Origin of the sequence: Haloglomus irregulare (assembly GCF_007421925.1) — an archaeon.
Taxonomy (GTDB): domain Archaea; phylum Halobacteriota; class Halobacteria; order Halobacteriales; family Haloarculaceae; genus Haloglomus; species Haloglomus irregulare.
On record NZ_QMDX01000033.1, the window covers coordinates 1 to 12,635 of the forward strand.

At 60.9% G+C, this 12,635-nt stretch carries 7 protein-coding genes and 2 pseudogenes; 3 read left to right on the plus strand and 6 right to left on the minus strand.

The window, feature by feature from the left end; genetic code table 11:
• Both DP107_RS19030 and DP107_RS19035 read left to right on the plus strand, forming a co-directional pair.
• Positions 1-143, plus strand: a pseudogene (locus tag DP107_RS19030) (IS630 family transposase); the annotation flags it as partial.
• Between the two features lie 321 nt (positions 144-464).
• Positions 465-1,277, plus strand: coding sequence for a CPBP family intramembrane glutamic endopeptidase (locus DP107_RS19035; RefSeq protein ID WP_185977409.1), 813 nt, complete (start codon positions 465-467; stop codon positions 1,275-1,277).
• Here the strand turns inward: DP107_RS19035 and DP107_RS19040 are convergent.
• The 3 genes from DP107_RS19040 to DP107_RS19050 form a co-directional block, all read right to left on the minus strand.
• Positions 1,270-3,543 carry an amino acid permease gene (locus DP107_RS19040; protein WP_144263668.1) on the minus strand — a complete coding sequence of 758 codons (2,274 nt, stop codon included), beginning with the start codon at positions 3,541-3,543 and terminating at the stop codon, positions 1,270-1,272. The two genes, DP107_RS19035 and DP107_RS19040, sit on opposite strands and share 8 nt — an antisense overlap.
• Before the next feature lie 169 nt (positions 3,544-3,712).
• Positions 3,713-4,417, minus strand: a complete 705-nt coding sequence (locus tag DP107_RS19045) for a universal stress protein (protein ID WP_144263665.1) — start codon at positions 4,415-4,417, stop codon at positions 3,713-3,715.
• Between the two features lie 139 nt (positions 4,418-4,556).
• A complete protein-coding gene (locus DP107_RS19050) occupies positions 4,557-6,239 on the minus strand; it encodes an NAD-binding protein (protein WP_144263669.1) in 1,683 nt (560 codons plus the stop codon).
• A gap of 222 nt (positions 6,240-6,461) precedes the next feature.
• Between DP107_RS19050 and DP107_RS19055 the strand changes: the two genes are divergently transcribed.
• Positions 6,462-6,683, plus strand: coding sequence for a hypothetical protein (locus DP107_RS19055; RefSeq protein ID WP_144263666.1), 222 nt, complete (start codon positions 6,462-6,464; stop codon positions 6,681-6,683).
• Positions 6,684-7,754: 1,071 nt separating this feature from the next.
• On the opposite strand, the gene DP107_RS19060 is transcribed toward DP107_RS19055, so the two are convergent.
• From DP107_RS19060 to DP107_RS19070, 3 genes and pseudogenes are all read right to left on the minus strand, one after another.
• Positions 7,755-9,368, minus strand: coding sequence for an AAA family ATPase (locus DP107_RS19060; RefSeq protein ID WP_144263667.1), 1,614 nt, complete (start codon positions 9,366-9,368; stop codon positions 7,755-7,757).
• Between the two features lie 179 nt (positions 9,369-9,547).
• A complete protein-coding gene (locus DP107_RS19065) occupies positions 9,548-11,119 on the minus strand; it encodes a hypothetical protein (RefSeq protein WP_238330969.1) in 1,572 nt (523 codons plus the stop codon).
• Between the two features lie 772 nt (positions 11,120-11,891).
• A pseudogene (locus DP107_RS19070) lies at positions 11,892-12,587 on the minus strand (hypothetical protein); the annotation flags it as partial.
• Positions 12,588-12,635: the final 48 nt, after the last annotated feature.

Below are 12,635 nucleotides of genomic sequence, written 5' to 3' on the forward strand. Positions count from 1 at the left end.
AGTTGAATCCTGTCGAGGAGTGCTGGAGACAACTGCAAGCGGCTCTCAGCAACCGGTTTTTCGACTCACTCGACGAGCTAACAACGGCAATCGACACTGCTCTCGAGGAACTGTCTCTTCCCAAAGTGAGCAATTACTTCTAATGGTTACTATAGGACTCTCGACGATGAACCGAGCCATCATCGGAAGTAGCCTCGTCTCGTTAGTCCCGGCGGGATTGATGTTGTTGGGTGTGTGGTATTACAATCCTGACACGCGGTGAGAATCCGAATCAAAAGGCCATCGCCACCGGGGACGTATATTCGCTCACCTCCATCGCTTGACCACAAGCTGCAATGCATCCATATATCCACGAGTACTTTCGACGACTTCGTCTGCTTGCGTGGAATGAGCGGGAGCAGCGGCCGCGATCGTTGATCCGCGTGGGACTATTTTTGATACTTTACGCCGCTCTTTTTCTGACCTTGCCGAATCTCGTCTGGCCGTCGGGCGACAGCCTGCTCCGCTCCGCCACGCTTCGTGTGCTTCTCGTCTGTTGTACGCTTGGACTGCTCCTCGGGGCAGCGACGTATCTGGACAAACGGCCCGTTCGTTCGTTGGGGCTACGGATCACCCGTCGCTGGGCGAGTGACGCGCTCGCGGGCGCAGTTATCGGTGGGACGATTCCGATAGCGGCGGTGGGACTGGGGGTCATTGGTGGCTGGATCACCGTCGGCGACCCGAAATATGTCCTCACCAGTACATACCTCCAGAAGATTGGACTGGTCATCGTCATAACCGTGAGTATAGCGATCGCCGAGGAACTCGTCTTTCGGGGATACGTGCTCACGAACGCTATCGAGGGGCTGGACCTGCGGAGGTTGTTAGGGACGACGACGCTCCTTGCTGCGTGGAGCGTGTCTGGACTGCTGTTTGGGCTCGCCCATTTAGGACCGACGCTCGTTGCTGGTATCCATTTCTTGAGTGCCGGGGTTCTGCTCGGCCTTGCGTATCTCCTGTCGGGTCAGCTCGGATTGCCCATCGGTATCCATGCCGGATTCAATTTCGTTTCCGGCTACGTCGTTCCGATGGCCTCCGACCCATCACTAGCTGTCGTTCCACTGTCCGTGAGTGGCCCGGCATGGCTTACTGGCCGAACTGGGCTCATCCAGATGGGATTCCAGATTCCGGCTGCCCTCGGGATACTTGGATACCTATGGTGGCGTACAGGACGGGTTGGTGTTGCCCCACGGATCAGCTCCAAGCTCCACGACGAGTGGGCAGACAAGATCAAGTGACGTCGTCGGCCGCTGTTACGTCGGCGAGTCCTCGGTCAGGGCCATCGGGTTCGAGCAGTTCTCGCCCGCGAACGACTGCGACGTTGCCGGGGGCGTCCCGGCTGACGCGCCGAGCGGTCGATCCGAACTCGAGCCGTTCTGCGTCGCTCCGCTCCGAGAGTCCGACACACACCGTGTCGTACCCCGTGACGGCATCGATAATCGCCGCGGAGAGATCCCCACTGACGACGACCTCGGTTTCGTACTCATCGGAATCGAGATTCGCCCGATTCGCGACCCATTCGATCATCCGTCGCCCTTCCCTTACCGGGTCGGCATCATCGGTCGAGCGCTGGACGGTGAGGAGTGTCGCAGTCTCCCCGTCGACCGTCGCGAAGTCGACCGCTCGCTGCGCGACCGTCGCTGCGTGCGGCCCGGCATCGACCAGCGCGACCGGCTCCCCGATCATCTCCTGCTCGAACTCGACGAGCGCCACGTCACACGGCGCCCGCTCGATCACGGAATCGAGCGTCGACCCGAACACCTCGCCGTCGTCGTCGCCGTCCGTCACGCCCTGCCACCCGAGGACCACCTGTTCGGCGTCGGTCTCTCGGATCACCTCGAGGATCACCTCGCCGGGGTCGTCGGCGATAGCAGAGCGGGTGTCGAGGTCGATTCCGATTTCGGCCGCGACGCCGCGGGCGACCGTCAGGAGGTCCCGCTGTTCGTCCAGTCGATCCGACTCGACGTTCCGGTCAGGCGAGGGACGCGCTTCGGTGACATGGACCGCCACCAGCTCCGGCTCACCATCGTCGGCGTGTGCCCGGGCTGTCGCCGCGGCCAGGCGGAGTAATCGCCGCTGTGTCGTCGGGTTCGCGACCGGGACGACCACGCGGTACGGCTGTGCGTCGGCCGTCGCGTCGGACGGCTCTGCCTGACCGAACAGCCCCCCCACTGTCTCGAACGCGATTCCCCCGGGTTCGAACGCGATCCGCACTGCCTCACCCAGTAGTCCGTCTTCGACAGTCCGACTGCGGGCGTACCCGCCGTACCAGACGACGCCGAGCGCGACGATACCGATGCCGACCACGATCACCTCGGGCTGCATCTGAGAGATGACTACGCCAGCCATCACGACACCGAGGATGGGGACTGCCGGATACAGTACCCCCGGTATCTTGAACTCCGGGTCGTACGGTTCCGGGTCAACGCGCCGGAACACGACGAGCGCGACGTGGACGAGCGCGTACGTGACGAGGAAGCTGAAGCTCGCCACCTGTGCCAGCAGCGCGACGATCTCGGCGACCTGCAGTCCAGCGAGTACGAGGAGGCCGGTCACACCGCCGGTCGCGATGATCGCGCGGTGGGGCGTCGCGAACCGGTCGTGGGTGACGTTCAAGCGGTCACTCATCAGGCCGTCCCGGCCCATCGCGTAGATGACCCGCGACGCCGCGAGGATCGAGGAGTTCGAACTAGAGATGGCGGCGACCGCGGCTGCGACGGTGACCGCGGCAACGCCGATCGCACCCCCCATCGTGATCGCGGCGACGTCCGACACCGGAACGAACGAGCTCCCCAGTTGCTGGTAGGGGACCACGCCCGTCGAGACGAGCATGATCACGACGTACAGAATTGTGACTGACACCACCGACAACACCATCGTCAGCGGAATCAGCCGCCCCGGATCCTCGATCTCGCCGGCCACGGTGGCGATGATTTCGAACCCGAGGTACGTGACGAACACCGTCCCGGTCGTGGCGACGATTCCGACCGGACCTGTCGGGGCGAACTCCGCGAGATTCCCCGGCTCGATGAAGAACACCCCGACCGCGACGTATGCCAACACGACGATGAGTTCGGCACCGATCATCAGGTTCTGCGCGCCGCTGGATTCGTCGGTCCCGTAGTAGTTGAGCCCCGTAATCGCCGCGAGCCCGACCAGCCCGATCAGGACGATGAGAGCCCGCCCGTCCAGGAACGGCAGCGGGACGACGATGTACTGGCCGAACCCGATCATGTAGAAGGCGCTGGCGAACATCAGGCCGGTCCACATCCCCCAGCCGACGATGCTGCCGAACAGGCCGCCCAGCGCCCGATTGACGTAGTGGTAGCTGCCGCCGGCGATCGGCATCCCGGTCGCCAGTTCCGCCAGTGACAGTGCCGCCAACAACGCGACGAAGCCGGCGATCCCGAAGGAAACCGAACTGGCCGGGCCGGCTCCCTCTGCGGCCAGCCCAGGGAGGATAAAGATGCCGGCCCCGATCATCGTCCCGCCGCCGAGCGTCATCGCTTCGATGAACCCGAGATTCCGCTCGAGCGAACTCCCGTCAGTCACAACTTCATCCTCTTCGCGGAGGGGGGGATGCGTCGGTTCACGGGGTGTTCACCCGCGACAGGAGTCTTGGCCACAATTAGTAGTTCAATTACTGGGTCGGATGCATATAAGTCGCATGGGGCTACGGCTTGCGGACGACGAACGCCGGGCGGTCGACCTCGTCGGCGATGCGGGTCGAAACCCGACCGAGGATGCGGTCGGTCAGCGACGGCTCTGTCTCCCCGACAACGAGGAGATCGAACTCGTGAGCTAACTCGACGATCGCAGTCCCCGGGTCGTTGGTCGTCGCGAGTCTCGTGTTGATCCGGGCACGGTCGATACCGGCCTCGACAAGCCGACCGGCCGCATCGTCCAACAGCGACTGACCGTACTCTCGCTCGTCCGCGGTTGTGGCGTGAAACAGCGTCGCGGTCGTCTCTTCACGCCGGAGGAGATCCGCCACGAGCGAGAGGATACGGTCCAGGTTGTCGTCGCCTCGAAGCGGGACGAACACTCGCTCAGTGGCGGTATGGCTCCCGGGCAGGAGGATCGCATCACAGTCGTACTCTTCGGCGGCGCGGTCGACCGTCTCGTCCCGGTCATGCGTGAACACGACGCGCTGGGTCACATCACGGTCGATCGTCGCGGCGAGTTCCGCCAGTCGCCGTTGCGCATCGTCCTCGTGGTCCGCTTTGAGTTGCGCCGGCGGCGCCTGATCCGGGACCGGATAGTAACCAAGCAGGACGAGGTGTACCGCGTCAGAGACTGTGAGTAGGTCGGTATCCGGGGCTTCAGTGGTCGACACATCGACTGGAACAAGGACTGTCGACCCGTCACCCAGAGGCATATCCGATGACTAATGCTGCGAGGGTTATAATTGTGGCCGCAGGCGTCTTTGGGTCAGGGTTGGCTGCATCGACGAATTCCGACCATCAGTGACGAACATATCGAAACTGCCGGGGATTCAGCTGCTCGCCTCGCTTCGATTACGTCTTAGCCTCCTGCATCGGTGAGACATCGAACTGCTTGAGGAACTGTTGGACCGCCTCATCCGTGCCGACGATGGTAAGCCGCTCGTCGCCGGTGAACCGCCGCTGCGGGTCGACCGTCCCTGTGAGCCCTGTCTCATCCTCAACGGCGATTACACGACAACCCGTCCGTTCATAGATTCCTGACTCGGCAAGGGTTGAGCCGGTGAATGGGTCAGAGGGGACCTGGATGAGCCGGATCTGGCTCGCTGGCGCGAGAACGTCCTCTCCTCGGAGTTCCTTGGCAACCATTCGCGCGCTCACTCGGGGGACGGAAAGAACGTAATCGGCGCCTGCGTTCAGTGCCTTCCGTGTGGCGTCGGTTTCGCTGACTCGCACCAGTATCTCGATGTCCTCATTCAGGGACCGTGCTAACACCGTGGTTAGCAGCGATGCAGAGTCATCTGGGAGACCGACAATAATTGCTCCCGCGTTCTCGACTCCTGCCTTCATGAGGACTTCTTCTGACCCCGCGTCCGCCACGATGTCGACACCCTCACGATCTTCAACGTCGATGGTCGTTGTCTCGATATCGGCCTCTGTGAGAATGCCCTCGGCGGTCTGTCCGACTTCACCGTATCCGGCTACGATGATATCCTCATGCCGTCGGAAGGTGCGAACCGGACGGGTGAAGTCGCTGAACGATTCCAGTGCGTCATGACCTCCCGTGACGAGAAGTACTGTATTCTGGTGGATAATCGCGTCAGGGTCCGGGGGTAGCTGGAGTTCACCATCAATCCATGCGCCGATAATATTCGCCCCCGTCTCCTCTCTGATATTCGACTCCCGGATTCGAGAGCCGATCAAGCGGCTCCCGTGGTGGACCGGGATTTCCGTCACCTCTAGATCACCACCGAGGCTGATTGTATCCGTCAAATCGAGGTTGATCGATGAGATTGCCTTCTCTGCGAGCCGCTGGCCAAGAACGCCATGTGGCGAGAGGACAGTGTCCGCACCTGTATCCGGCAGGATGTCGCGCATCTCGCTGTCGTCGGTGAGCGTGAGAATCTCGATATCGGACCGAACGGAACGGACTGTCAGGATGGTGTTGACATTCGCGTCCCCGGCATCAGTAATGACCATCTGTGCGTTATCGATGCTAGCTCGCTCGAACGCCGATGCCTCCTGTGGGGAGCCGTGGATGGCGGAGTACCCCTGGTCAGAGAGTTCCTGCGCGTTTTCCTCGTCGGAGGAGATGAGTACGTAATCGATACCGAGTTCCTGGAGTTCGTCGAGTAGGACGGCGGAGTCGCGGCGGTACTCGCAGATGATGACGTGGTCCTGCTTCGGGGTAAGCCGATTGTCGAGGTTCACCTCGGCGCCGGTGAAAAGGGGGATAATGATGAGCCGCAGGGTAAAGAAGCCGATGCCGATGCCAGATATCTGCGTGAGGGCGACAAAGAGGTAGGTCACTGGGTGACTCCAGATCCCGGAGTCCTGACCATATCCCGTGGTCGTCATCGTCTGGACAACGAACTCGAACGAGGCGAACATAGACTGGTTTACCCCCTCCAGGCGCGCCATGATGATATTGTAGGCAATCATGTAGAACGCCACGAGTACCCCGAGCCCCAGGAGGTAGATTACGACAAGTCGGTCACGGCGGGAGAGGTTCGACACCCGCTCGGAAAGTGAGCGCATCGGGATTTGCTGCCCGTTTCCAGTCGCCCGGTGAAAAGGATTGACTATGAACATCTCCGCTTCTGCACAGAAGTCCAGCCGACACGTACTGTCCAGCAGTTCCCGTCGTCTTTCTCACCAACTGTTAGCTGGTGTCTGCAGAGGTATCATCCGGTCAGGGTACGACAGTCTCGGTGGAGATCCAGCGAATGGATTACGCGGTTCGGGGCTGCTCTACCATCCATGTCAGACAAGGATTTCGAAAAGCAACCACCAGATGACGAGATATTGACGCGGGACGATGTTTATCAAGAGATGGAACCGTTCGAACCGTACACATTGAATGATTTGCTCCAGAGGGTTAGTGTCTCGAAGGGACGTCTCTGGTCACTTCTGCGAAGCCTCCACCAAGCCAGGAAAATCAGGAAGAATGAGTCAGAGCCCAATAAGCGGATATGGGTATGAGAACCACCGACGCATCAATATCCGAACTGTGATTACAAGTTCCAGATCAAAGTCACACATCCTGTTCTCGGATCTATGGAGTTCTGTCCCCATTGCGGCACACATCTCCGGTGAGGTTGCTAGATCAGGATTTCAAATGGATGTGACCCGATACGCGTCAACTGCATTCCGGATTCGTTTCGCCGAGGTCCGGGCGTGAACGTGGTGGCTTCCGATGATCGCGGTTCGATAGCGGAGTTGCGTGACTCCCGGAGCGGATGATGGAGCCGGTGAGAGTGTCGCGAGATGCAATCCGGCATTCGTGTAGTACTTGACGCCGGTTTGGGTGGACTTCGCTCGAAGATTGATTTTCCGTTCCGAGATGAGTCTCCGGGCCTCCTCAACATCGATACTGAGGGGAATGGTTTCGTATCTCATCCCGGACTCCGTTCTGAGCCGGACGAGCGTGTTCGCTGGGGCATTATGCGATAGATAGCCTTTCGAGGATTTGTTCCTTCCGACGGTTTCGTAGGGTCCATGACTCTGTCTGGATTGCTGTTTGTTCTGGCGCTACCGGTTCAGTCGGTTCGTAGTTTGACCGATACGCGTTGTGTTCGCAGCATGCTCCCCCAGATTCGTCCACTGGGTGGCAGATGCCGCCTGCTGTATAACAGGGCGTATACAGGATACCTCGACGACCGAGTGCGTTAATGCACCACATGACATAGAGTCAGTATGGAATGTATCCGATGTGGAGAAAAAGAGGCTGAGCGAACGGAAGTGGAATTTGCGTCAGGCGCTGTCGTAGTGATGTATATTTGTCCAAGTTGCGCTGAGAGAGAAGCTAATCGTCAGAGCGCAACTGGAAACACCTCTTCCTCGAATCCATAACCTCCACCGATTCAGAAGCGCGGTCTTGTTCAATCAGTAGATGTTCCAACCTAGCCGAATCGGGAGACAACTCTGTTGGAGATACGCGCGTTGTATCCAGTACGAGGACTCCTGCTGCCTTCGCGCTATGTATTCAGCACGGCTCCAACGAACTATCAACAATCGAGGGTTTCAACGAGGCCATCCACGTGCGAGAGTGCTTCAGAGGAAATCGTTGAGCGTTTCGTAGGCATCCTCGGGATACTGATTCGGTTCTGCGACTGCCCAGAGTTCGTTTTTCGTCGCGGCCTTCGGTGACGCTCCATCCTCGATGTGTTCGCAGAGGATGGTGAGATTCCGGGTCGACAGCGTCGGCCAGGACTCGTTCTGCCGCGTCTGGTGAGCGAACTGGACGATCTTCCGGAGCGTCGGGCGGTCCACCACGACGTCCGTACTGTTGACCTGGCGGTCGAGCGTCTCGACTTCCTCCTCAACGTCCTGGATGTAGGGTTGCTCGAAGGCTCGGAACCGACCACGGGTGGCGGAGTTCATCGGCTCGGAGTCACGGTACTCTCTGGTGGGCGGGTTCATCGTGATGACGAGTCGCGCAGAGGGATGCGGCTCGACGAGTTCGCCGTGGGATTTGACGAGGAGCGTCCCCTCGTTCAGGAGCCGGTGGAGGGCGATGGCCGCGCCAGCCTGCATGACGGGGAACTCGTTGATGACGATTGTATCGCCGTTCAGCAGTCCTTGTTTCACGGCGCCGTTGCGGGGCACGATGACGTCGCCGTCGGGGACGAGCGGCCCGAAGAGGTCCTCGGGTTCGGTCGATCGATCGACGTCGATGGACTGGTAGCCACGGTTCGTCTTGTGGCAGAGGTACTTGAGCAGGTAGTTCTTCCCCGATCCCCGGGGGCCAACGACCCTAACGGGGACGAGTCCGCGGGCGAGTTTCTTCGCGATGAGTTCGTCGAGCGGGAGCTGGAGGCGGGGGTCAATGGGGACAGCGGGTGGGATGATCTCACCGTGTTCGTCGACGGGGAGAGCATCATAGCTCGCATCGGGATGGGTCGCAGCCTTAGGCACGCTCTGATGGTCGGGATTGTCGAGGATGTGGAGACCCGTGGGGACGGGAGTCCCGGCGTTGCGTCCGATGTTGGAGACGTACATCCCGCGTTCGTCGTCGGGGTCCCAGCCTTCGGCTAAGAAGCGCGGTTCGCCGACGGATTCGGTGACGAGCGAGAGGTCGGTGACGCGGGCTTCACCGAGGCCGGTGTCTGGATTGCTCCGTTGGCTGTAGTAGGCGGCGGCTCGCTGTGCGAGGCGGTGCCCGATGGGGACGTGTCGCTGGGCTTCTTTGAGGATATTCTCGGCGCGGCTCTCGGTGAGGGTTCCGGTGAGGCCGGCGATGTCGTCGGTGCTGGCGCTCGCGAGTGCGGTGAAATCATCGTAGCCGGCGTCGTGGAGGGCGTCGTTGATCGAGTCGGTGACGACGCTGATGACGCGGAAGTCTGCGCCGGTGTCGTGTTGGAGTTCGCCGAAGGCGTCGGTGATGACCTGTGGTTCGGGCCCCTGTGGTGAGACGCCGACGATGGTGGCGCTCCCGCTCTGTGACCGATTCAGCGTGTAGATGCCTGCGTCTGCGCCGTCGTCGATGAGGTCGGCGGCGTCCTGGTCGGAGAGATCGGCGTAGTCGGAGACGCGGAGGGTGACGCGTTCGACGGGGATGTTTCCGCCTTCGCGCTGTAGGAGTCGATTCACGAGGTGCGAGAGGATAACCTGCTCCTCGGGACTGTCGGGACTGTCGGGACTACCGGATGTCGTGGTTGAGGACATGGGGTTGAGTTTGCGAGGCCGAGTCTGTTCGGCTCCTCCAAGCTTCCGGGAGCGACAAATGATACTCAAATTCGCACTCCCCCCACGTGCAACGGTCGGTGGCTGGAGGCGGCCTCCGGTGACTCGAGAGAGGCTATCTGCGGTGCGTTCGAGAGGCTTTCGGGCCCGCTGTGAGTGGGCTAGGCGTCGCCAAGCCGCTGCTGGAGTCGGTCTTGGACGCGCTGGGCCTGCTGGTCGGTGAGGTCGGCTTCGGTATCGACGCTGATGCCGGGAATATCGACGATGTCCTCGAGAGCGTCTGAGAGCGTCTGTTGACTCTCAGGGAGGACTCGTTCGGCATCCGTATCGGCTCGCCGGTCGTGTTCCTGCATCGCGAGCTGAATCATCATCGCGGGGTTCCTGAACAGTTCTCCGGCGACTTCGAGATACTCCTGGTAGGAGTTCGAGGCCTTCGAGCCGTCGTATTCCTCAAGGAGTGCGATGAGCAACGAGAGCTGGATGTTGAAGACGGTGGGGCGGTGTGCGGGCTTGGCGATTGAGGTTGCACGCTCGGCGGCGCGCTCGGCGTATTTGAACGCGACCCCCCAGTACGTGTAGCAGTCTTCGAGCGAGAAGGGAAGGTCGTCGAAGTCGTAGGCGATGGCACGAGTCCGTCGGATGGCGGTATCGACTTCGATCATCCGCGTGTCGATGTCGTCGTAGATGTTCCGCCACCACTCGTTGATGGGAACGCGGCCCTGTTTGCGCTCGTGAGCGGCGTTCGTCGCCTGCCCGTAGTGGCGTCGCGTGTAGCGCTCACCCATATCGGGGAGGACTGTCCCCGAGTCGGGGAAGAACAGGATGGGCCTCGCCCAGAGTGTTTGCGTGCCTCGGAAGTCGTATCCTGTTTGAAACCCGCCGAAAACAACTGTCTCCAGGGCGTCGGAGTCGGAGTGGGAGTCGGTCTCTGCATCACTCGTGTTACTGTCGGTCTGGGCGGCGCTGACGACGCTCGTGATACCGTCTTCGTCGACGGCGTTCTCGAGGTCTGCTTCCTCACCGGAGACGACGTGGCGGAGGCTGGGACAGATGACGACCATCTTGAGTAGGCCACCCCAGTCGCGGTAGGACACCCATCCGAAGGCGTCGGTTTCGCCGCGCTGCTGGAGCGCACTGATGATGGGGAGATACGCGTCCTGTGGGTTGATGATGCTGTAGGAGTCGCTGGCGATCTGCCAGCGGAATTTGACGTCGTAGCCGAGGGCGTTCAACGCTTTCCGGCGGTCGTCGACGATGTCCTTGTGGTCACGGACGCGAACGACGGCGTCGGCGCTACTCCCAGCGGCGAGGTCCTCGAGTGAGCGACCAGTGGCGGCTTCGAGGGCGTCGATATCGAGTCCATGCACATCGCGGATGGCGGTGGTATCGACGCGGCCGCTCGTCTCGACGAAGTCATTGGTCGCCCAGAGTTCACCTGGACTGGCCTTCGGCAGGACGCGAATTGCCTCTTTGAACGAGCGAGGTGAATCGGCGAGACACCGGGTTTCCGGTGGGATTTCGTCGGGATACGACCCGCTGTCGGTCTCGATGAGGCCGGCGAAGTTGATGTCGGTCTCTCGGGTGAGGAGATCGGCTAGGGCGACGGCTGGGCGGTCGGTCACCCCGGACGCGTCCCCGCTGTTCGCGTGCTGGGTTTCGTTTTTGTTCTCGGCCTCGGTCTCGGTCGAGGCGGGCGATTCGGTATCGGACGTGGTGGTGGGTTCTGTGGACATTGGAGTGGAGTGTTTCCTCGTACGAAAAGTGGCAACCGCCAATGGGTGGGACAGCGGTTGTTGAGAGAGACCGGAGAACGGAGGTGGAAGCGCGGTCGGGGGCGGTGCAACGGTTCGAGAAGAGAAGAGACGGACGAAGAGAGGTCAGGACAGGAGCCTCAGCGGAGAGGGGAGAGGAGATTGGAGTGAGCAGGAAAGTGGTGCCTTTGACGAATGGCGTGTCGGTGCGTCCTCTGTAGGGGAGAAAGAACGGAGGGTGTTCCGTTCTGAGGACGGAGGGCGAGTTGTGGCACGCCCACGCGGAACCGCGCTGGGCCGTTGGTGTCGACACAACGCGCTAGGAGCGCTCCGTGTGGGCGTCCGCCCTCCACCGCTTCCGGGGGAGACAAAACGAGTCCTACGCAACAGCTGGACCCGCCGACGAGTGTAATCTGTTGCGTAGGAACGAGCAGACCGCAGGTCGCGACTCCCGGCTCGACGGACGCGGAGGAGAGGAAGAACTCAAGAGAACGTGTAGAACCCGTGTTCTACGGGTACTGTGGAGGGCGGGAGCGAGCTGTGGCGTCAGGCACCCTCACCGTCTGCGAGGGCGCTCCGGAACGTCTGTTGGGCGCTTTCCCCGCCCGTGGCTTCCGAAAGCGTCATTTCCCGGCCTTCGTGTTCGGGGATGTACTCTTCGCCGCCGAAGTAATTTCCATTTGTAATACGATCTACTTTATTCAGTCTGACCGGCGCGGACACTGCGGGATCGGTACCGGTCATTGTTCGTTTGTCAGTGCTCCGACTTCGGGTTTTCTAACTGTTTCTTGAGGTGCGTTTCATCTGGAGTGGCTGGTTTCACACGAAGTTCTCCAAAGCCGTACTTCGAGTGGTTCCCGACGCGGGTCAGACCGCTCTTCGCGGTCTTGACCGGGCGGTCGCCATCGTAGCCGACGACCACGCCATGATCGGCCGTCTCCAACTCGTAGATGTCGCCGCCCTCAATGACCTTCTCCAGCCGGTGGCGCAACTGCACTTTGTCGGCCACATTCCACCACCAGGGAATTTCCACGTTGTTGGCCTTCGGGTACTGCGACCGGAGGACGAACGGCGTGACGAGTTCAAGGATGAACGATTCGCCATCTTCGATACGCGAGTAGTCCAGCGCCTCCAAATCCACAACCTGCGTGTCTTTCAGCGTGGTCGTCCCGTAGCCGTAGTTCCGTTTGCCGCCAAACTGGAGGCCGTCAAGCACGTCCTCATCGAGCGGAAGTACATCCGGGTCATCGGTATGTAAGTAGGCGCTCACATACCATCGCGTAGTCTGCTGCTGTTTCAAAGCGTCATCGGGCCGACCCATGATCGTCTCATGCGCCAGCGCCGGCATCCCGCTCTGAAACCGGATATCGTGGGTGTTGAGGGCGTCTCGTGGCCGGGAATCAAGCAGCCACGGGTGGTCCGGGCGCCGAAAAAGGAATAGGGCGCCGTAACGGGGCAACTGTTAATATTGTACTCACAGTTGTGCCACTCGTCTGGC

Coding starts and splice junctions, on each gene's coding strand:
- DP107_RS19040 (WP_144263668.1), bottom strand. CDS start 3,543: ATGACGCTCGGCGGCGGGACGATGATCGGGGCCGGCATCTTTATCCTC.
- DP107_RS19045 (WP_144263665.1), bottom strand. CDS start 4,417: ATGCCTCTGGGTGACGGGTCGACAGTCCTTGTTCCAGTCGATGTGTCG.
- DP107_RS19050 (WP_144263669.1), bottom strand. CDS start 6,239: ATGCGCTCACTTTCCGAGCGGGTGTCGAACCTCTCCCGCCGTGACCGA.
- DP107_RS19055 (WP_144263666.1), top strand. CDS start 6,462: ATGTCAGACAAGGATTTCGAAAAGCAACCACCAGATGACGAGATATTG.
- DP107_RS19060 (WP_144263667.1), bottom strand. CDS start 9,368: ATGTCCTCAACCACGACATCCGGTAGTCCCGACAGTCCCGACAGTCCC.
- DP107_RS19065 (WP_238330969.1), bottom strand. CDS start 11,119: ATGTCCACAGAACCCACCACCACGTCCGATACCGAATCGCCCGCCTCG.